Source organism: Leptolyngbya sp. DQ-M1 (genome assembly GCF_039962505.1).
Taxonomy (GTDB): Bacteria; Cyanobacteriota; Cyanobacteriia; order Leptolyngbyales; family Leptolyngbyaceae; genus Leptolyngbya.
The window spans coordinates 1-20,258 of sequence record NZ_JAMPLJ010000001.1 but is presented as its reverse complement, the minus strand read 5'-3'; the positions used below and the strand labels follow the sequence as shown (position 1 = coordinate 20,258).

General features: G+C 47.9%; 20 protein-coding genes and 2 riboswitches. Of the genes, 12 read left to right on the top strand and 8 right to left on the bottom strand.

The window, feature by feature from the left end; genetic code table 11:
* Positions 1 to 206: 206 nt before the first annotated feature.
* The gene (locus NC981_RS00100) at positions 207 to 848 is read right to left on the bottom strand and encodes an urea amidolyase associated protein UAAP2 (protein ID WP_190376314.1); all 642 of its coding nucleotides are present in this window, start codon (positions 846 to 848) and stop codon (positions 207 to 209) included.
* Positions 849 to 883: 35 nt separating this feature from the next.
* Complete coding sequence (locus NC981_RS00095; protein WP_348241021.1) at positions 884 to 1,612, bottom strand: urea amidolyase associated protein UAAP1; 729 nt, start codon at positions 1,610 to 1,612, stop codon at positions 884 to 886.
* Positions 1,613 to 1,697: 85 nt separating this feature from the next.
* Positions 1,698 to 1,796, bottom strand: a riboswitch (guanidine-I (ykkC/yxkD leader).
* Positions 1,797 to 2,053: 257 nt separating this feature from the next.
* Positions 2,054 to 2,154, top strand: a riboswitch (guanidine-I (ykkC/yxkD leader).
* A 117-nt stretch (positions 2,155 to 2,271) separates the two neighbouring features.
* Here NC981_RS00095 and NC981_RS00090 point away from each other — a divergent pair.
* From NC981_RS00090 to NC981_RS00075, 4 genes are read left to right on the top strand one after another with little or no spacing between them, the layout of a single operon-like run.
* Complete coding sequence (locus tag NC981_RS00090) at positions 2,272 to 3,333, top strand: ABC transporter substrate-binding protein (RefSeq protein WP_348241020.1); 1,062 nt, start codon at positions 2,272 to 2,274, stop codon at positions 3,331 to 3,333.
* Between the two features lie 3 nt (positions 3,334 to 3,336).
* Positions 3,337 to 4,185 carry an ABC transporter permease gene (locus NC981_RS00085; protein ID WP_348241019.1) on the top strand — a complete coding sequence of 283 codons (849 nt, stop codon included), beginning with the start codon at positions 3,337 to 3,339 and terminating at the stop codon, positions 4,183 to 4,185.
* A gap of 23 nt (positions 4,186 to 4,208) precedes the next feature.
* Positions 4,209 to 4,979, top strand: a complete 771-nt coding sequence (locus NC981_RS00080) for an ABC transporter ATP-binding protein (protein WP_348241018.1) — start codon at positions 4,209 to 4,211, stop codon at positions 4,977 to 4,979.
* Positions 4,927 to 5,676: a biotin--[acetyl-CoA-carboxylase] ligase gene (locus NC981_RS00075; protein ID WP_348241017.1), complete on the top strand. Its 750-nt coding sequence runs from the start codon at positions 4,927 to 4,929 to the stop codon at positions 5,674 to 5,676. The genes NC981_RS00080 and NC981_RS00075 overlap by 53 nt, the downstream gene beginning before the upstream one ends.
* Here the strand turns inward: NC981_RS00075 and nth are convergent.
* A complete protein-coding gene (nth, locus tag NC981_RS00070) occupies positions 5,673 to 6,326 on the bottom strand; it encodes an endonuclease III (RefSeq protein WP_348241016.1) in 654 nt (217 codons plus the stop codon). The two genes, NC981_RS00075 and nth, sit on opposite strands and share 4 nt — an antisense overlap.
* Positions 6,327 to 6,376: 50 nt before the next feature.
* Here nth and NC981_RS00065 point away from each other — a divergent pair, with 50 nt between their 5' ends.
* Complete coding sequence (locus NC981_RS00065; RefSeq protein WP_190376320.1) at positions 6,377 to 6,865, top strand: crossover junction endodeoxyribonuclease RuvC; 489 nt, start codon at positions 6,377 to 6,379, stop codon at positions 6,863 to 6,865.
* A 24-nt stretch (positions 6,866 to 6,889) separates the two neighbouring features.
* On the opposite strand, the gene NC981_RS00060 is transcribed toward NC981_RS00065, so the two are convergent.
* A complete protein-coding gene (locus tag NC981_RS00060) occupies positions 6,890 to 8,320 on the bottom strand; it encodes a glycosyl hydrolase family 57 (protein WP_348241015.1) in 1,431 nt (476 codons plus the stop codon).
* 152 nt (positions 8,321 to 8,472) lie between these two features.
* Here NC981_RS00060 and glgA point away from each other — a divergent pair, with 152 nt between their 5' ends.
* Entirely contained in the window at positions 8,473 to 9,948 is a 1,476-nt protein-coding gene (gene glgA, locus NC981_RS00055) for a glycogen synthase GlgA (protein ID WP_348241014.1), read from the top strand.
* 107 nt (positions 9,949 to 10,055) lie between these two features.
* On the opposite strand, the gene pyk is transcribed toward glgA, so the two are convergent.
* Positions 10,056 to 11,837 carry a pyruvate kinase gene (gene pyk / locus NC981_RS00050; RefSeq protein WP_348241013.1) on the bottom strand — a complete coding sequence of 594 codons (1,782 nt, stop codon included), beginning with the start codon at positions 11,835 to 11,837 and terminating at the stop codon, positions 10,056 to 10,058.
* Between the two features lie 401 nt (positions 11,838 to 12,238).
* Between pyk and NC981_RS00045 the strand changes: the two genes are divergently transcribed.
* Positions 12,239 to 14,500 carry an amylo-alpha-1,6-glucosidase gene (locus NC981_RS00045; RefSeq protein WP_348241012.1) on the top strand — a complete coding sequence of 754 codons (2,262 nt, stop codon included), beginning with the start codon at positions 12,239 to 12,241 and terminating at the stop codon, positions 14,498 to 14,500.
* Between the two features lie 147 nt (positions 14,501 to 14,647).
* Positions 14,648 to 15,457: a DUF1028 domain-containing protein gene (locus NC981_RS00040; protein ID WP_348241011.1), complete on the top strand. Its 810-nt coding sequence runs from the start codon at positions 14,648 to 14,650 to the stop codon at positions 15,455 to 15,457.
* A gap of 66 nt (positions 15,458 to 15,523) precedes the next feature.
* On the opposite strand, the gene NC981_RS00035 is transcribed toward NC981_RS00040, so the two are convergent.
* Positions 15,524 to 16,504 (bottom strand): DUF2382 domain-containing protein, encoded by a 981-nt coding sequence (locus NC981_RS00035; protein ID WP_348241010.1) that lies wholly within the window; start codon positions 16,502 to 16,504, stop codon positions 15,524 to 15,526.
* A 145-nt stretch (positions 16,505 to 16,649) separates the two neighbouring features.
* Here NC981_RS00035 and NC981_RS00030 point away from each other — a divergent pair, with 145 nt between their 5' ends.
* From NC981_RS00030 to NC981_RS00015, 4 genes are all read left to right on the top strand, one after another.
* Positions 16,650 to 17,306, top strand: coding sequence for a bifunctional 4-hydroxy-2-oxoglutarate aldolase/2-dehydro-3-deoxy-phosphogluconate aldolase (locus NC981_RS00030; RefSeq protein ID WP_348241009.1), 657 nt, complete (start codon positions 16,650 to 16,652; stop codon positions 17,304 to 17,306).
* A 3-nt stretch (positions 17,307 to 17,309) separates the two neighbouring features.
* Complete coding sequence (locus NC981_RS00025) at positions 17,310 to 17,747, top strand: lysozyme inhibitor LprI family protein (protein ID WP_348241008.1); 438 nt, start codon at positions 17,310 to 17,312, stop codon at positions 17,745 to 17,747.
* 62 nt (positions 17,748 to 17,809) lie between these two features.
* A complete protein-coding gene (locus NC981_RS00020; RefSeq protein ID WP_348241007.1) occupies positions 17,810 to 18,784 on the top strand; it encodes a cysteine synthase A in 975 nt (324 codons plus the stop codon).
* 4 nt (positions 18,785 to 18,788) lie between these two features.
* Positions 18,789 to 19,064 carry a (2Fe-2S) ferredoxin domain-containing protein gene (locus tag NC981_RS00015; protein WP_348241006.1) on the top strand — a complete coding sequence of 92 codons (276 nt, stop codon included), beginning with the start codon at positions 18,789 to 18,791 and terminating at the stop codon, positions 19,062 to 19,064.
* Here NC981_RS00015 and NC981_RS00010 read toward each other — a convergent pair.
* Both NC981_RS00010 and NC981_RS00005 read right to left on the bottom strand, forming a co-directional pair.
* Entirely contained in the window at positions 19,061 to 19,783 is a 723-nt protein-coding gene (locus NC981_RS00010; protein ID WP_348241005.1) for a Uma2 family endonuclease, read from the bottom strand. The genes NC981_RS00015 and NC981_RS00010 overlap by 4 nt on opposite strands.
* A gap of 30 nt (positions 19,784 to 19,813) precedes the next feature.
* Entirely contained in the window at positions 19,814 to 20,116 is a 303-nt protein-coding gene (locus NC981_RS00005) for a hypothetical protein (protein WP_348241004.1), read from the bottom strand.
* Positions 20,117 to 20,258: the final 142 nt, after the last annotated feature.

Sequence of the window (20,258 nt, the reverse complement as noted above, 5' to 3'; positions counted from 1 at the left end):
AGAAAACTAAACAGTCCCAAGACAAAAGACCATAAAGCGCTGAGTGCTGGATTGTTAGGATAGAGATAAGCATCTGCGAGTACCCAAATCCCGCGCTAGGTAATTGCGGTTGCAAAGAGTGCAACACAGGCAGAAAGCAATGGAATTTTCATAAGTTCTTTGCCATAAAGGGCGATTTGTGCAGTGATGCAAATCGCCCTTTCTCCTTAAGCAGCGTCCCAAATAATTAGCCGAATCGGAGTTGGATTGTAAGCATTACAAGGATTGTTGACTTGGGGACAGTTAGAAATCAAAACCATCAAATCCATTTCTGCTCGCAGTTCAACAATTTTGCCAGCTTCAGAAATGCCGTCAACAATTTCCAAACGTCCATCTTCACTGACTGGAACATTCATGTAGAAATTGACGTTGCTGACTAAATCACGCTTGTTCATTTCATACTTGCTGAGTTCCAGCAAATAGTTCTCAACACAGGCATGAAGATGTTTCTTGTGCAGCCCATAGCGCACTGAGTTGCTTTCCATGCTGCAAGCACCGCCGATCGTGTCATGTTTGCCACACTCATCATCGGTAATCGTCGCCATCACATTTCCTTCGTTGGAGATCAACTGAGTCCCCGTAGTGATGAAGATGTTGCCCTGACGAACCACTGTATCCGGAGCGCTGTAGCGTTCAGAAACATCGTGAGCATTGTAAAACAAAGTATCAACTGCCTGGTTGCCCATCAAGTCAACAATTCGCAGCGTTTGACCTTTCTTCAAGATTCGTGACCAAGGCTGACGCGCAGGAACAGTCTCATCGTAGATCGCAGTTGCTGGATCAAGTTTCGTTTGCAGAGTAGAAACCATTGTGAGTTCTCCAAAATATCTATGTTCTGAGCAATCTAAGCTTGAGCAAACAAAGCATCGGTGTTCTGGAAGGCACGCACCGCTTCCGGGCAAGAAGTCCGACACAAATCATCTGCCGCTGGAGCCGCGGATTTCCAAATTGTGAGTTGAATGGGTTTCGGCTTGTATTCAGTGCTTGGGTGCATCACATGAGGACAGTTCGACACCACGACCAATACATTCATCTCCGCCCGCAAATCAACGAAGCTTCCTGGCTTTTCAATGCCCTCGACATAGTTCAAATCACCATTGGGAGCGACTGCAACGCGACTAAAGAGATTCACGTTCGGCATCAAGTCCTTCCGAGTCAGACCCCGCTTGCCGAGCGCTTTGAGGAAGTTGTTGCGCGAGTTGTTGTAATCTCCTTCGCCGTATTTTGCCAAGTTGCTAGCAGCATTGCTACATCCGCAGATCAAGTCATGATAGCCGGATGTATCTTCGGTCATCGAGAACAGCACTCGACCCATATCAGAATAGAGTAGCTTGCCTTTTTGCAGAAACGCATTGAACTGGATTTTTGAAGTGTCGGCAACATTCAAGCGTTCGATCGGGCTATCCGCGTTGTAGCAAATCAGCGAAACTCCCTGAGAACCTTCCAAATCGGTGATGCGGAGCGTATTTCCACGCTTAATTACAAAATGCCAGTACGCGCCACCGGGGAGCTTTTCATCGAGCAAAATCAGGCTGGGATCGATTTGTGAAGTCTTAGCAATGGTCTGCACCATAAAAATTCTCCAGAAAATGAACGGTTAAGTGCGATCGACCCAAAACGGCAAAGCCCAGGAGATACCAAGACAGGAATCTGTATGGTTCTCCCGGGCTTTTATCCCGCCGTGTGACCGAATGATCGTTTCGGCTGCTTCTCTCGGACCAGACATTCAGTGAACCGGAACCCTAGAAGCTTACTCCTATTCAATTTGCGTTTGAGTTCTGAATCGTTAAGTTGCTTAACTCTTCGTTAGTCTATCACTTCATATTAAGAAGTCAAGCGATCGCACTCAATTTTTTGATTCATGAATTCTCGTTCTTTGGAAAGTTGTGAAAGCTTAAAAAGTTCCTGTCTAAATCATAAACAGTAATGATTGATACAAACTGCTTGGAAATCAGTTGTTACTGTAAAATCGAACCAACCCACCTAAAGTGGTGCGCGATTGCAGTTCTAAAATTTAATTTGCTTCTAGGGTTCCGGTTCGTAGAATGTCTGGTCCGAGAGAAGCAGGCTAACCGAAAAATGTTGGCTACACGGCGGGAGAAAAGCCCGGGAGGAACTTTCAGTCGAAGCAAAAGACTGTGAGGTTTCACCTGGGTTTTTCTATTAGAAACTCGATCGTTTGTCGCTAACCTTTCCGCTCTATTTCCCAGAACCTTGACCTAGGATTTGCTTATGAAAGCGAGAACGATCGTGACTTCCTGTCTGCTGTTTTTAATGGCTGTATTTCTAGCAGTTGGTTGCACAAATCCTGCCACTTATATTCGGACGACGACAGAAACAGAAGCAGTTGCAGCCACGACAACCGCTAACACGATTCGACTCGGCTTTAGCGCTTGGCCGGGTTGGTTTCCCTGGGAAGTTGCACAGCAACAAGGCATCTTTAAAACTAAATCTGCTAATGCTGATCTCAAGTGGTTTGATGGCTATTTGGAATCGATTAGCACGCTCACAGCAGGACAAATTGATGCCAATAGTCAAACGCTCGGAGATACGGTGAATTCGATCGCGGGTGGTGCAGATCAAGTCATTGTGTTGGTGAACGATAATTCAACCGGAAACGACAAAGTTATTGTTCGAGAAGGCATCAACACGGTTGCAGATCTCAAAGGAAAAAGAGTTGCAGCCGAAGAAGGAACGGTCGATCATTTCTTGTTGTTATTGGGCTTGAGAAAAGCGGGACTTTCGCCTCAAGATATTCAATTCGTGCCACTTGAAACTGGGAAAGCTGCCGCCGCATTTGTTGGCGGACAAGTCGATGCCTGTGCCGTTTTCGCACCCTTTACGACTCAAGCATTGAAGCGCTCAAACAGCAAAGAACTCTTCAGCTCCAAAGATTTTCCGGGCGCAATTTCGGATCACTTAGTTGTCAATCGCAAGTTTCTGTATGAGCATCCGGATCAAGTGCAAGCTTTAGTGGATACTTGGTTTTCAACACTCGACTACATCAAAAATAATCAAGCGAAAGCTTATGAAATTATGGCGAAACGGGCGGGAGTGTCGATCGACGAATACAAAGAATACGCCGATGGCACTCGTTTATTTACGCTCGAAGAGAACCTGAAAGCCTTTCAGCCTGGAAACGACATGACTTCGCTGCTTTATGCAGCCGATGAAATGAGCAAATTCTTAATGGATGTTGGACTGGCGAAAAATAAACCAAACACGATGCTATTGTTTGACGATCGCTTTGTTAAAGCCCACGCTCAGAACCAAAAAGTAGCCAAAGCAGCTTAAGTTATGCAAAACTCGACTCCCCGATCGATTCAGTCTCTGATGAAGCCTAAACCGATGAAACCAACGGTGTTTTGGCGTTTAGCAGAAGACATTCCGAAACCTTTGTATACGACTTTAACCGTTCTGTCGATCGCGCTTCCGCTCTTGCTCTGGTGGGCAGTCACAACTTTCGGCAACATTGATTCAAAGTTTCTCCCTTCACCTGCAAAAGTGCTAGAGGCATTCGGGCGACTGTGGAGCACTCGTGAACTGCTGAAAGATACCGTTGCAAGCTTGTGGCGGGTCGGAGTAGGGTTTCTATTTGCGGCATTGTTATCTATCCCGGTTGGCATACTGATGGGTAGCTTTCCAAGCATTCGAGCTTTGTTGGAACCCTTGTTCGGATTAGTGCGCTACATGCCAGCACCCGCATTTATCCCACTGTTGATTCTCTATCAGGGAGTGGATGAAGAGCCAAAGATTACACTAATTTTCCTTGGAACGTTCTTCTTTAACTCCCTAATGGTGATGGACACCGTGAAGTTTGTGCCGAAGGATTTGATCGAAGCAACCTATATGCTCGGTGGCAATCGTCGAGCCGCATTAACTCAAGTCATTTTGCCGCACGTTCTTCCGGGAATTTTGGATGCTTGTCGGATTAACTTAGCAGCAGCTTGGCAGCTTGTCATTGTGTCTGAATTGATTGCAGCGACAGAAGGTTTAGGACGGCGAATTAGTGTAGCAGGACGCTTTCTCAGAACCGATGAAATTTTTGCTGGACTAATTGTGATTGGAGTCATTGGTCTAACATTTGACTTACTGTGTCAGTATCTGTTGCGTGTCACTTGCAAATGGGCAAGCCAAAAACGATAACCTTCACTCTGGAGACCTCACCAATGTTTTTGCAAATTAACAATCTCAGCAAGCATTTTTCCACCAGCAATGGAACGCTCGTTGTTCTGAAAGATATTGATATCGAGATCGAGCAAGGCGAATTTGTTTGCGCGGTCGGTGCATCGGGGTCAGGTAAATCAACACTGCTGCGTCAGATTGCAGGATTGGATACACCGACGATCGGCGAAGTGCGGATCGAAGGCAAAAGAGTTACAGGGCCAGGACCCGATCGCGGCATGGTTTTCCAACATTACACGCTGTATCCGTGGATGACGGTGCAGGAAAATGCAGAGTTTGGTTTAAAGCTGCAAGGCGTGCCGAAAAAAGATCGTCGGGAGCAAGCTGGCTACTATCTGAATGTGGTGGGCCTATCACAGTTTGGTAAGGCGTTGCCGAAAGAGCTATCCGGTGGGATGAAGCAGCGAGTTGCGATCGCTCGTGCTCTTGCTTCGGAACCGAAAATTCTGCTGATGGATGAACCGTTTGGAGCTTTGGACATCCATACCAAAGAGTCGATGCACGACTTTATGATTGATCTATGGCAGCGCACAGGGATTACAATCTTTATGATTACTCACGATGTCGAAGAAGCAGTGTTTCTCTCGAACCGAATTTTTGCTCTGAGTGCGCGTCCGGGAACGGTTCGCAAGGTGATGAACATTAATTTACCAGAACGAGCAGCTTCGGTGAAGCGACATTCTACGTTTCACGACTATCGAGATGAACTTATGGATTTGTTACGCAAGCATGGACAAGAAGCGATCGCAGCCTGACAAACAATGGTTGATTGAGCTAGAAAGCTGTGAAAGTACCAATTCGTGGACACTAGATCAGCTTTCTCAATTGCAGCACGGAGATGTGGTGTTTACCCGCAATCAGACCGCAGGACGGGGACAGTTTGATCGTGCTTGGGTGTCTTCGTCGGGTGCATTAACTGCGAGTTTTGTGCTGAATTTGCCGATCGCGCAACTCGCGGGGTTGAGTTTGATTGCGGGACTTGCGACAATTGATGCGATCGAAACTTTGTTGCCGAATTTGCACGGTACGCTGGGTTTGAAGTGGACAAATGACGTATTTGCAGAAGATCGAAAGCTTGCGGGTGTGCTGTGTGAATCGCGGATTCAAGCAGAGCAAGCTCAGGTTGTTGTAGGAATTGGAATTAATTGTGAGGCTGTGCCTGTGGATGGGGCAATTAGCTTACAAGAAATTTCAGCGTATGTGCCAGATTTGCAAGCACTGTTAGAGCAATTACGATATTGTTTGCTGCAACTATGCAATCGCTCTCTTGTGGAATTACTGCCGGAGATTCAAGCGCGAGACATTCTACAGAGAAAAACGATCGTGTTCGATGCTGTAAATGAGCAATTGACTGGAGTAGGTGCTGGGATTGATGAGCAAGGGCGATTGTTAATTCAACTTGCTGAGGGGATTAGGGCTTATCGATCGGGGCGGGTTTTGTCGATCGATTAATCAATTCTCTGTTCGCACCAATCTAAAACAGGGCACTGGGAACAATGAGGACGCTTCCCGGTGCAAATGTGTTTCCCAAACGGGACTAATACTTGATTAATTTCTATCCAGTAGCGTTGCGGAAGTTTTGCTGAAAGTGCGATCGTGGTTTTCTCTGGTGTTTTCGCTTCGACGTATCCCCAACGATTTGTAATCCGATGCACATGAGTATCGACGCTGATGTATGGCTGCTTGCAGGCGATTCCCAAGGCTAGGTGAGCGCATTTCACTCCAATTCCCTTAAAGCTTAATAGCACCTCTAAATCGGCTGGAAGTTCACCTGCATAATCGTTGACGACTTGATTCGCGATCGCATGAATTTGCCGTGCTTTTTGCTCTGGATAGGTACACTCTCGAATCAGCGTTTCAATTTCTTCTGGGGTGAGTTGTGCAATTTGATTCGGTGTCCGAGCGCGTTCAAACAATCGACGTGAAACAGGTAAGCTCACTTCATCGTAGGTGCGAACCGAAATTAAGCAGCTAATTAATTGCTCAAACAAAGAAGTGTAACCCGCTTCGTAGAGTTCAAACATTGCAGCTTTGGGAAGTGTCTCAACAGCTTCGCGGGCTCTATCCAGCACGATATCAATATCAAATGGAAGTTTCGCCATATTCGATAGTTCGAGTGTATTATGAAAGTCTAAAGATAGCGCTAATACAAATGCTAACGTTACAGGGAAAAATTATTTTAGGCATCGATCCGGCGATCGCAACGATCGGATATGGAGCCATCCAGGACGACACGGTTTTAGATTATGGTGTGATTGTGACTCCTGCAAAGTCTTCAATCTACGATCGCTTGAAGCAGATTCACGATGATGTTTGTGAACTTTGCCAAATTCTAAAGCCTGATGTTGTTGCCTTAGAAATGCCTTTCTTTAGCCGCGAAATGACAAGCGCGAATAAAGTTCTGCGGGCATTAGGTGTAATCGAATTAGCGCTAGGCGAATGTGGGTTATCTGAGCCGATCTTTTTGCACCAATCACAGGTAAAAGCTTCTGTTGCAAAATATGGGGCGCAAAAATCAGAGATTCAGCAAGCCGTGATGATGATCTTTGGACTGTCAGAGCCACCAAAACCTGATGATGCAGCCGATGGATTAGCGATCGCCTATGCCGCGCAATCCGGCGCACGCGCAAACGTGAAGTAGAAAGCAATGGCGATCGCTCCGGTTCTAACTCAAAATTGCCTTACCCCGTTGATACAGTTCACGAGCGTAGTCTGTCCAAGTGCCTTGACCCCAGTATCGAAAACAACTGGTCTGCAGCAGTAAGTTGTACAACAATGCTTCTTGATAGTCCGCTCGTGCGGCTACGGTTGGATCTTCCGAATCAAACTTTTGGTGAAACAATGCACTCAGTTCAATCATTGGCTCTAAAACATTCTCGTATCCTTTGACCCAACTGAGATCGTTCGTCCAGGATGCACCATCAATGTGAAAGCGATCGTCCGATTGCTTTAAATGTGCGATTGCTTGCTCAACCGCTTCAGGAGTGACCTGATCAACGCTTTGCCAAATTTTATGCTGTTGAATCGCTTGAACTTTCGGATAGTCATCCTCCCGAACTCCAGCCGCTTCAATCAGTTCTAGATACTCTGTTCCATTGATCGCCACTACTCCCGAAGTGTTGTTTCCTGCATTCCGGATGTCGTGATAGATCCTGAACAAGTCGCGAGGATACTCATTCATCATCACTCCGCCATTTTCCCCGTCTGCGATCTGAGACACGATCGAGGGAATCACAGTATTGCTGACCGATTGTTTCGATCGTGTTTTCGCCTCAAAATAAGGCTGCATTTGTGCCACTAACTTTGTATCCGAGCCTTGAGTTTTAATCAATGCCGTGATTGAAATGGTTTCACCGTTAGAATTACGTGCTACTAATTGATTTGGAATGTACTTTTGATCCTGAGTTAAGCCTGAACCATCTAGCTGCTCTACGGAATGTTCCTGCACCAAAAGCCAGCGATAACCGCACTCTTTCAGCGCTTCAATATACTCAAACAGCGTATCCGGATGATTCGGCAAGTGCATCTCTGGCGGCGAAAATCCTCGAACTCGTTGCAGCGCATCAACTCCGAAAATCGAAGCAAAATAATGCCGCCATGCTTGTATATGCAGCTTCAAATCAGGAATCGGTGTAGATGGAACAACCGCATGACTCCACATTGTACCGAGCCATTCCACATAAGGCTGGAACTGCCGATCGCACGTAATCTGCTTCAGGTTATTGAGAATATCCTCGCGTCCCATCTGCTGAAGTCCCCAGAGCAAATTCCCAGAATAATCGAGCATCATTCGAGGATTGCAACCTTGAGCCACTAACTCCGGGATAAATTCACCCATGCGACCGTAGCACCAGGCAAATACACTAGCATTGTGATTATCTCCCTCGTTCGGATGCTCGAACATCTGTTGTAGATTGCTGATCAATGCCCCGTTGTGACCTGCGGGGATTGTCGGTTGGTGCATATGCAGGGCACAGGCAAACGCAGCCCTGATCGCGTCTAATCTTAAATTCGTAGTGGCAAGAAAGACGGGATCAGCCGAGGGAGCCGGCAGAGTGCCAGAAATGTGAGGCAGTGAAGCGAGAGTTACAGTCATGAGAATTGCCAGAGTCTTTGCGTCAAATCATAGATCGGACATTCTAAGAATGCGCTTAAGTTTTGAGACCAGATCGCCCCTTGCAAAAATCCGAGCTTGCGTATTGAATAAAGACATCAAAAAATGAACATATGTAAAGCAAGAGGATACCGATGTACATTGTGCAAATTGCCTCCGAATGCGCTCCAGTGATTAAAGCTGGAGGACTGGGAGATGTAGTCTACGGGCTAAGTCGCGAACTGGAAAGTCAAGGGCACTGCGTCGAATTGATTCTGCCAAAGTATGACTGTATGCGGTATGACCACATTTGGGGCTTGCATGATGCGTATCGGGATTTGTATGTACCCTGGTTTGATAGCTGGGTACATTGTTCGGTGTACTGTGGTTGGGTACATGGGCAAGTATGCTTTTTTATTGAGCCGCACTCTGAGGATTTTTACTTCGATCGTGGCTGTTATTATGGCTGCAATGATGACAATATGCGGTTCGCGTTCTTCAGCAAAGCTGCACTAGAATTTCTGCTGCAAAGCAATAAGCGACCAGATGTGATTCATTGTCATGATTGGCAGACCGGATTGGTTCCAGTAATGCTGTTTGAGATTTACAAGTATCACGGCATGGCAAACCAGCGAGTCTGTTACACCATTCATAACTTCAAACATCAAGGCTTTGGTGGCACAGATATTTTAGAAGCAACTCAGCTCAGAAGACCCGAATACTACTTTAGCTATGACAAGCTAAGAGACAATTTCAATCCGTTCTCGATCAACTTCATGAAAGGTGGAATTGTTTACTCAAACGCAGTAAATACCGTTTCGCCACATCATGCTTGGGAAGCTCGGCATACGACCATTAGCTATGGATTAGGGCACACTTTAGAGCTTTATCAAGACAAGTTTACGGGCATCCTCAACGGGATCGACTATGGTTTCTGGAACCCGGAGAACGATCGCTATCTTCCGTATCATTATTCTGCCGATAGCTTCGAGCAAAAGCATTACAACACGAAAGCACTCCGAGAGCGATTGTTACTTCGAGAGGAAAACAAACCCATTGTATGTTTCATCGGTCGCTTAGATGATCAAAAAGGTGTGCATCTAGTTCATCACGCGATGTACTATGCGCTAGAGCGAGGCGCACAGTTTGTGCTACTGGGGTCAGCAACGGAAGCCGCGATCGATCAATGGTTCAGGCACGAAAAAGAGTTTCTGAACAATAATCCGGATTGTCATATTGAACTTGGATTTAACGAGGAGCTATCGCATTTGATTTATGCCGGATCAGATATGATTGTGGTTCCGAGTAACTTTGAGCCTTGTGGACTAACACAGGTGATTGCTTTGAAATATGGAACTGTGCCGATCGTTCGGGGTGTGGGTGGATTGGTCAACACGGTGTTTGATTACGACTATGATCAAGCACATCCACCAGAAGAGCGGAACGGCTTTGTCTTCTACGAGTCGGACAATACTGCGCTGGAATCGGGCTTAGGACGCGCTTTTGATCTTTGGGGACAAAACCGTAAGATTTTTGAGCAGTTGGCGATTCAAGGCATGAAGTACGATTACTCTTGGAAGAATCCCGCACAGGAATATCTTGCAATGTACGATTGCATTCGTCATCAATAACGCCAGCGTGATGGAGCGTTTGCCCCCTTGCAAAGCGTGGCGGAACGCCTGCCCCCGCCCTTCTCCCCAAGGGAGAAGGGCGCTAGAATCCTGTTTCCTACGCCTGCTTAAAGCGACAATGCTGCATCCGTCTGATCGGCTCCACTGCTACCGGAATAAACCAAACCGCGCTGCATATCAAGCGTCACAATCTCACCATCGCGGATTACACCCGTTGCATTCTTCACACCGACCAAAACCGGAATTCCTAAGCGCAATCCAATCACAGCCGCATGACTGGTCAAACTGCTGTCCTCGGTTACAATTCCCGCCGCCTTGCGGATGGCATCAATATGCTCAGCCGTCGTACTCGGTGCAACTAAGATTTCACCCGAATGGAATTGGCGACTCTCCTTCAGCGTCGAAGCTAACCGTGCTCGACCACTAACCGACCCTTGTCCAATCCCAACCCCTTTACCGCGTACCGCCGTGACCACTTCAACCTTGATCAAGTCCGTTGAACCCGCCACCCCTTGCAGCGTTCCTGCGGTCAGCACCACCAGATCACCTTCTGAAACTAAACCTTTTTCTTGAGCAACATTGAGCGCTGCTTGGAAGGTTTGCCCCGTCGAAGGGAGATCTAGCACCAGTAGCGGTTTAACTCCCCAAACGAGCTGCAGTTGACGCGCCACATCCACATGAGGCGTGATTGCGAGGATCGGCGTTCTGGGGCGGAATTTGGACACGTTACGAGCAGTGGCACCCGTTTTAGTCAGCGACATAATTGCAGAAGCATCGAGCTGCACGGCAATATTCCCAACCGCTTCACTGATTGCATTGGGAATCGATCGACCATTACTGTCTAAAAGCTGCTTGTTGCTTTCCTGCTCGATCCGTACCGCGATCGAAGCCATCTGCGAAACGGCTTCGATCGGATATTTTCCAACTGCGGTTTCATTCGACAGCATCACGGCATCGGTTCCATCCAAAATCGCGTTGGCGACATCGGAAATTTCAGCACGAGTCGGACGCGGACTATGCACCATGCTATCCAGCATCTGCGTGGCGGTGATCACCGGAATTCCGAGACGATTTGCCGTTTTGATCAAGCGCTTTTGCAGAATCGGCACATCTTCAGCAGGCAATTCAACTCCGAGATCGCCCCGCGCTACCATCGCGCCATCGGAGATCGAAAGAATCGCTTCCATTTGTTCGATCGCTTCGTGCTTTTCGATCTTGACGATCACCGGGGTCGATTTTCCAGCACTCGAAATCAGTTCTTTGATTTCTAAAACATCTTGCGGATTGCGCACAAAGCTGAGCGCGACCCAATCGACTCCTTGATCCAGTCCAAACACCAGGTCTTTGCGATCTTTGTCGGTCAGCGCCTTGATCGACAGATACACGCCGGGGAAGTTCACACCTTTGTTGTTCGAGAGCGGGCCACCCACAATCACGCGACAATGTAGCGATTGAGTTGCTTGGTCAACTTCTTCGACCTTCATTTCCACTCTGCCATCGTCGAGCAGAATTGTTGCGCCGACTGGGACTTCTTCAGACAGCAAATCGTAAGTCACCGAGCTAGCGTCCTGGGTTCCGGGAATCATGCGGCTGGTTAATGTGAAGCGATCGCCCTTATTGAGAATGATCGAGCCGTTCTCAAACCGTCCCAAGCGAATCTTCGGACCCTGCAAATCCTGCAAAATTCCAACAGGCTGATTCAACTCAAACGAAATCTGGCGAATCAGGCGAATGCTGCGGAGATGATCATCGTGGGTGCCGTGAGAAAAATTCAGGCGCAGCGTGGTTGCCCCTGCCTGAATGAGATTGCGGAGGACATCAGGGCTGCTCGTGGCAGGGCCGATCGTGGCAACAATTTTCGTGCGACGGTGAGAGGATGGCAATGGCATTACAGTGGACAACCTAGAGAATCAAATTAATCGAATCGGATGATCGCTGGCCCGGCAAAGCCTTTCACCAAAAAGCAGCGAAGCCGCTCATCAGCAATGTGCTGCTAGGGCATCTGGGATACTACCACGTTTGGGCACAAGACAGAATCGCTTCTGGATAGAGATTATCGCAGCTTTGGACGCAGAACGAGATGCCAATTGAATTGAGAGGTTGGGGATCAATCTGTAATCCAGGTTTACTCGTTCAAGTTAATTAAAACCATCAAGTAAAACGAAACCGATCGCAATCAAAAGTAATGAATTAGCAAAGTTTGAAACTGGAAAATCCGGATCGCATCATCGTCGTTAAAATGGTTACGATTTGTTCCCTAAACCCTGCATACCAGTCCTCCACAGAACTCATGACCGTAGAAATTATCGAACTTGATGGTAGAAAATTTGCCCCCGCCGATCACCATCCAATTCCGGAGTGGATATCCGTTTTAAGTGAGCGTCCGCAACCGATTTTGACGCTTAAAGATGATGATTTGTTTTTGCTCACGGATACGTTTGGCAATATTGGTGGCTCATCGGATGAAGGGCGCAGTAGCGGTCTCGGATTGTTTTGCAACGATACGCGGTTTCTCAATCGGCTAGAGTTGCAGTTAGATGGACGACCCCCAATTTTACTCAGCAGCACTGCCGAAAAAGGCTTCGTGATGTCGGTGCTGTGTACCAATCCGCGCCTTGACGATCGCATCCCGGCAGAAACGATCGGGATTAAACGCGAATTAGTGCTGAACGGTGGATTATTTGAAGAAATCGAGATTGCCAACTACAGCACCGAACCGGTTGAATTTGAATTGAGTCTGAGCTTTGGAGCAGATTTTATCGATTTGTTTGAAGTGCGAGGCTTTTTGCGAAACCAGCGTGGTGCCTTATTAAGACGGCTGCCCTCAGAACCGCACGAAATTGAGGATATGGAATCCTTTGTGGCAGTCGATGAAGCGGAACATTCGCCGATCGAACTAACGCTAGCGTATCAGGGTTTAGACGGCACGATTTTAGAGTCCCGAATCGATTTTGTTCACCATCAACCCGACATCCTCAAAGGCTATACCGCTCTTTGGCAGTTGAGATTACAGCCGCATGAGAAACAGAAACTCGGTTATCGCTTGCAGCCGTTAAGCAATGGTCGTCCTGTTTCTAAAGTCAGCGCGCCGATTACCTTATCGCAAGCGAAAGCCGCCGAATTTGCCGAAGAACAGCACTGGCAGCAGCAAGTGACGCAGATTCGATCGGACAAAAACACCTTTAACCGCGTGGTCGAACGGGCTGAGCAAGATGTTTATCTTCTCAGACAAACCTTTGGAAAAAACAAAGCGCTTTCTGCTGGAGTTCCGTGGTTCTCGACCCTATTCGGACGCGACTCGATTATTGCTGCTTCGCAAACGTTGCTGCTTGATCCACAAATCGCACGTGAAACGCTAACGATTTTGGCGCACTATCAAGGCAAAGTAGACGACGAATGGCGAGAAGAACAGCCCGGAAAGATTCTGCACGAAATCCGTTTCGGTGAGATGGCACGCTGTCTGGAAATTCCACACACTCCCTATTACGGAACGGTAGATGCAACTCCACTTTGGTTGATGCTGTATGCCGAGTATTTCTCCTGGACAGCCGATTATGAAACGCTCGATCGACTCTGGAACAATGCGCTTGCTGCAATGGAATGGGTCGATCGCAACCTGAAAGAAACGGGCTATCTCAGCTATCAGCGCAAATCCAAACGCGGCTTAGATAACCAAGGCTGGAAAGATTCAGGGAACTGTATTGTCGATCGCAAAGGCAAACTGGCTCAAGGAGCGATTACGCTCTGTGAAGTACAAGGCTATGTGTATTCGGCAAAAGTGCGATTGAGTCAGATTGCCCGAATGAAAAAGCGGATTGATCTTGCCGATCGTTGGGAAGAAGAAGCCCGCGATCTCAAAGTTCGGTTTAATCGAGATTTCTGGATGGAAGATCAAGACTTCTGTGCTTTAGCGCTCGATGGCGATGGCAACCCAGTGGATAGTATTACCTCGAATCCGGGACATTGTTTACAGTTAGGCATCTTTACGCCAGAGAAAGCTTACAGTGTCGCAGAACGACTCCGCGCACCGGATATGTTCAACGGTTGGGGTATTCGCACCTTGAGCAGTCTATCGCCTGCTTACAATCCGATGGGATATCACGTTGGTTCGGTGTGGCCACATGACAATGCACTGATTGCGATCGGACTGCGTTCTCTTGGTTTGATCGATCAAGCTTTGGAACTGTGTAAAGGCTTGCTCGACATGACGCGCCATCAACCTTATCAACGTCCGCCGGAATTGTTCTGTGGCTACGATCGCACCGAAGACAATGAACCTGTGCAATATCCGGTGGCTTGTACTCCACAAGCTTGGGCAACAGGCAGCATTTTCCAACTGGTTCACATGATTGTGAATTTAGTGCCGGATGCGCCTGGAAACTGTTTGCGCGTGATTGATCCAGCTTTACCAGAGTCGATCAACTATCTCGCGCTGAAGAATCTGCGAGTGGGGCCTACTTTGCTAGATTTGGAATTTGAGCGATCGGGGTCTTCCACGTCCTGCCGCGTTTCGAGAAAGCGGGGAAATTTGCGCGTTGTCATTGAAGCGTAGGGCATAGGGAGTAACGAGTAAAGATGTCTTGCTACTCCCCACTCCCTACCCCAATCTCCGAAGCGTTACGTTAAAGACAGTTTCAACTGAGCGATCGATGATATCAAAGGGTAATATCTCTATACATTTTTTAGTGATTAGAACTCTATGACATTCTCGATCGTGGCATGGGATTTTGAGACACAGATGACCGGGATTGCTGTCGCGACGAAACATTTAGCCGTTGGCTCACTGGTGCCGCACGTCAAAGCCTCTGTTGGCGCGATCGCCACCCAAGCACAAACCAATCCTTTACTCGGAATTCACGGGATTCAGCTTCTAGAGCAACGCATCGCCAGTGAAGGCACAGCCGATGAAATCTCGGTTGAAGACATTATTGACTTACTTCTAGAAAACGATCCAGAAGCAGACGATCGCCAACTGCATCTTGTGGATCACACCGGACAAACCGCCGCTTGGACAGGATCTCGCTGTGTTGATTGGGCAGGGCATTTGACTTTTCCGGGCTTTTCTGTGGCTGGAAATATGCTCGTCGGTGAACAAGTTCTAACCGCAATGGCAGAAGCCTATCAAGCGAAAGCAGGCATGGAATTTTCAGAACGATTGCTGCAAGCCCTAGAGGCGGGAGAAAGAGCAGGCGGCGATAAGCGCGGGCGACAATCGGCCGCGATTTATGTGATGAAACAGGATGTTTATCCGCATTTAGATTTGCGCGTGGATCATCATCATGATCCGATCGCGCAACTCAGATTCCTCTTTGAAGAATCCCGCAAAGACTACTATCAATCTTTCCGTCAAACGATGCCCTCGCAGTGTCTCCGGACTCATTCGGTCAGAGCGAACCAATTAGCGAAACAAATTCAGGAGGTGATTCTGAAAAAAGCGGCATCGTCAAAGTTTAAGCCGGACGATCGAGCTTCAGAAGCCACAGGAATCAGCGTTGCGGAATCTCGATAAACACTAAAAAACCTCCGAGCTTATTACAACTCGGAGGTTTTCGTTTAGTCTATCTCAAGCGAGACACTACACCTTGCGGGTCGAAGAATCATCGATCACCGGGCGACCGTCAGTGTTGAGATCCAACTCTTCACGGCGGATTTGCTCTTCGCTGTTGACGACATCTTGGTCAACCACTTTCTTCACGCGCACTTCTTCACGTACAAACGCTTCTTTGCGGATGTCCGGCGTTTCTTCGTAGACTTCCATCCGAGCAACTTCGCCTTCGTGGAACGCAGCTTCACCCACAGGAACTGCAGTCGTATCGGTCGAAGCAACCCGCTCTACAACCACGCGCTCTTTCTCGATCGGCACACTCACACGAGCCGTTTCGGTTTCAACGTGCTTGCCAACTGTGACTTCGCCTGCTTTCATGCGGCGCTTGTTCGCGATCAGACGCTCTTCATACAAGCGAATGCGATCGTCATGATGATCCATCTTGTAGAGGTCGCGATCCAGGTCATAGTTGTAGGTGTCTTGGTCGTAGGTCGGGGTGAAACCTGCGCCCATCGATGAACCCGTGTACGCCATGCCTGCTGCATCTGAATCTAGCGCGGCAGATCCCTCGATCGGGGTGTTCATTGCAGATGTGTCAATTGTAGATGCACCCATTGCAGCACTCGTACCCGTAGCACCCGTTGCAGTAGTGCTTGCAGCATCAGAGCGGTAGACGCTACGTACTTGTTCTTCACCGTGGTAGTCCATTTTCAGGTCATCGGTGAATTCAGGAAGCTGTTCGACTTGTTCTTTCGTTAAACCATTTGCGTAAGCACGATGAGCGCTGTAATCAATTTGAGCGCGTCCGATCGGCAATAAAACTTTCTTACCAAAGATCCATGCGCCAGTGCTGATGACGAGATAGCGAAAACGTCCATCTTCATCGACTAGAACATCATTCACTGAACCAATTTTTTCGTCGCCGTTGTAGAGATCTAAATCCTTGACATCACCACCATCAAAATGGTCCCGATAGTTGGGATCGAATTCCTTGATTTTGTATAAAGCCATCTTTTTAACTCCAGGATTGGTTACACACTTAGCTTAGGAAGTGGGATATTCTTTTCCCTCTTTCCAACGACCGAATCGACTCAATCTAATGAGAGAAATCCACTAAAATAATTTCCTTGGAACTAGAAAAAATAGATTATTTTATATGAGAGATAAAGCTTGGTTAAGTTTGATTAAACAGCAGAGAGCGATCGCAATTATCCGCGCTCCGAGTTTAAGAATGGGTATGCAAATGGTAAAGACTGCGATCGCAGGCGGCATGACCTTGATCGAGATTTCTTGGAACAGTGATTGCGCTGCGGAATTAGTCACACATCTGCGATCGAGCTTTCCAGACTGTGTGATCGGAGTCGGTACAATTCTTACAGTAAAAGATTTAAAGAATGCAATTGCAGCAGGCGCACAATTTGCGTTCACACCCCATATTAATTTTGATTTAATTGCGATCGCAAAGCGTCATGAAATTCCAATCATTCCCGGCGCTTTAACTCCGACCGAGATTATGACTGCATGGGATGCGAAAGCCAGTTGTGTCAAAGTCTTTCCAATTCAAGCGGTCGGAAATGCGAATTATCTTGAAGCATTACGCGCACCACTCGGACATATTCCGATGATTCCAACTGGAGGGGTAACGATCGAGAATGCTAGCTCAATGATTCAAGCAGGCGCGATCGCGGTTGGAATTGGTGGAAACTTATTTCCGAAACAAGTTGTTGAATCAGAAAATTGGACGCTGATCGAACAGCAGATTAAAACACTAATGCACAGCTTACAATCTGTAAATAACTCAAGTGAGACATAACTTATGCAATGGGATCAATCTATTTTAGGAATTACAGCTTTGCTCATTGGCAGCGCGATGTATTTAAATGTGCCGACTCAAGCACAAAGCAATCGTCCACCAATCAACAATCAACCAAGCAATATCAAAATAGATTGCCAAAATCCTAGAAGTCAGTTTGACCTCAACTTCTGTGCGGCTGAACGGGTAAAAACCGCCGAGCAGCAACTCAATCAAGCGTATCAGCGAGCGATCGCAAAATTCAAGGGCACTCCCCAAGAAGCCCAACTCATCGCAGCTCAATCCGCTTGGACTAAATTTCGCGATGCTGACTGTGCCTTCGTGCGAGATCGCTTCAAAGGCGGCTCAATGGCTCCAATGGTCTACTCTAGCTGCATCGCTCGATTGAGCCAGCAACGCAGACAAGAGCTTCTGTCTTATCTCACAGAAACGGGACTTTAACCCCCTCGATTGCGCCACAATCCGTCAAAATGGCAATAGGGAACTCACAGGAAGATTTAGGCATGGATATCAAACACGGATTTGTAGGCGCGATCGGCAATACTCCACTGATTCGCCTCAACAGTTTTAGCGATGAAACCGGGTGCGAAATTCTTGGCAAAGCGGAATTTCTCAATCCCGGTGGCTCCGTCAAAGATCGCGCTGCGCTCTACATCATCGAAGATGCCGAGCGACAAGGCTTACTCAAACCCGGCGGAACCGTGGTCGAAGGCACAGCAGGCAACACTGGAATCGGACTCGCGCACATCTGCAACGCCAAAGGTTACAAATGCCTGATCATCATTCCTGAAACCCAGTCTCAAGAAAAGATTGATTTGCTCCGCACTTTAGGCGCAGAAGTTCGCACCGTTCCGGCGGTTCCCTACAAAGATCCGAATAACTATGTTCGACTGTCGGGCAGAATCGCTTCAGAACTGGAAAACGCGATTTGGGCGAATCAGTTCGATAACTTAGCGAATCGCCGTGCTCACTACGAGACTACTGCCCCTGAGATGTGGACTCAAACCAACGGCAAAATCGATGCTTGGGTGACAGCGACCGGAACAGGTGGAACTTATGCCGGAGTTGCGCTGTATCTCAAAGAGCAGAACCCCAATATCAAGTGCGTCCTGGCTGATCCGATGGGTAGCGCTCTCTATAGCTATGTCAAAACCGGAGAGACGAAATCCGAAGGCACTTCAGTCACAGAAGGAATCGGCAACAGTCGCGTCACTGCCAACATGGAAGGCGCACCTGCAGATGATGCCATTCGGGTAGACGATCGAGATGCCATCCGCGTCCTGTACCAACTGCTCGAAAAAGACGGTCTATTTATGGGCGGTTCTGTCGGAATCAACGTTGCAGCGGCAGTTGCCCTGGCAAAACAAATGGGAGCAGGACATACGATCGTCACCATTCTCTGTGATGGCGGCAGTCGTTATCAATCGAAGCTATTCAATCGAGACTGGTTAGCGGCAAAAGGACTGCTACCAGATTAATCGAATGATCACGGTCAGAGTTTGCCAGAACAAGGCTTGTCGCAAACAGGGCGCAGCAAAGGTACTCCAAGCCTTTCAAACGCTTGCGCCTGATGATGCCGCGATCGAGCCTTCCCAATGTTTGGGTCAATGTGGCAATGGCGCAATGGTACTCGTTTTACCGGACGAGATCTGGTACTGTCGCGTTCTGCCCGAAGAAGTGGACGCGATCGTCGATCGACACTTGATTCAAGGACAGCCGATCAAAGCCATGCTTTACCGCAAATTCCATCCGAACTAAATCTCATCCGGGTTAATTCCTAATTCTCGTAATCGCGCTGCTAGACGATCTGCTTTCTGGCGTTCCGCTTCGGCTCTTTGGAATTCTAGAACCTTACCTTCGGCTCCGGTTGGGATGACGTGCTGATCACGATCGCACCATCGCAACCAAATTCCACTCACCGCTTCAAACTCTCCTTGCCAAACGGTTAATCCCAAACCTACAGTAGGTAGCCAAAACGGTTGTGACAGCTCAACATACTGCCCAAATGATAGACCCCAGACTCGAAGCAGTTGCCCATTCATCTCGTCTGGTCGCTGAAGTTGCTTGAGCGGATCAAAGACGGCATAGTAAGGGACACCAATCCGCGCATACAGATCTTTCTTTTTGCCTAATTCGTTTCCTTCGCGGTTGGAAACAATCTCAATACAAACATCTGGGAATTTGCCAAACTCCCAGACAAAATAAGAGCGATTCTGCTTTTTGCTCCAGTCGGTTGGCATTTCGACCCCTAAGCTGAGGAAGGCATCCGGGACGATCGGATCTTGCTTCGCAGTGTAAAATAATCCAACATTTGCATCTGCAACGAACGGCAGGTTCTCCAACCAAGATGTGTAGAGTGGTTCAACGAGTAGCCTTTGTTGTTTCGCACTTTGAAAATTGTCCACAGGCGTATCGTTCTCGGTGACAATGTGGCTAATGTCGGGCGCAACGAATTCCCCGATATATTGCTGAGTCATAGTCCGAAGTCCAAACCCTACACTTTATTATCACAGTATTCCTGTATTCAGGTTCGCGCTGCAAATCATGTCGATCGCTTGATCTGCCGTGATCAGACGCTTCAATACCACCTGTCCGATCGCGCCCGATTCGACTGCGGGAGTTGGCTTCACTTCCACCATCAGCACCGCATCTTCGACCCGATAGAGTCGCAGCTTCTCGCCGTTTTCCCAAATGTACAATTCCAACTGCTCGATCTGGGGCTTCCGTCTCCAAGCGACCTCATTCCACAAGCCGCCCAACTCCCAGACTCGACCGACACTCCAGCCTTCAGACAGAAAGAAATACTTCACTACCTTCACCAGTTCAGCCCTGCTGCTAACCTAGCGCGAAAGTAGCTCGATCGCGTTCAATTTAACCAAGTTTTCCAGCCTTGTTCGGATGCTGAGTTAAATTCTTGCTCAACACCCGAAGCCCGATCGATTCATTTCCAAG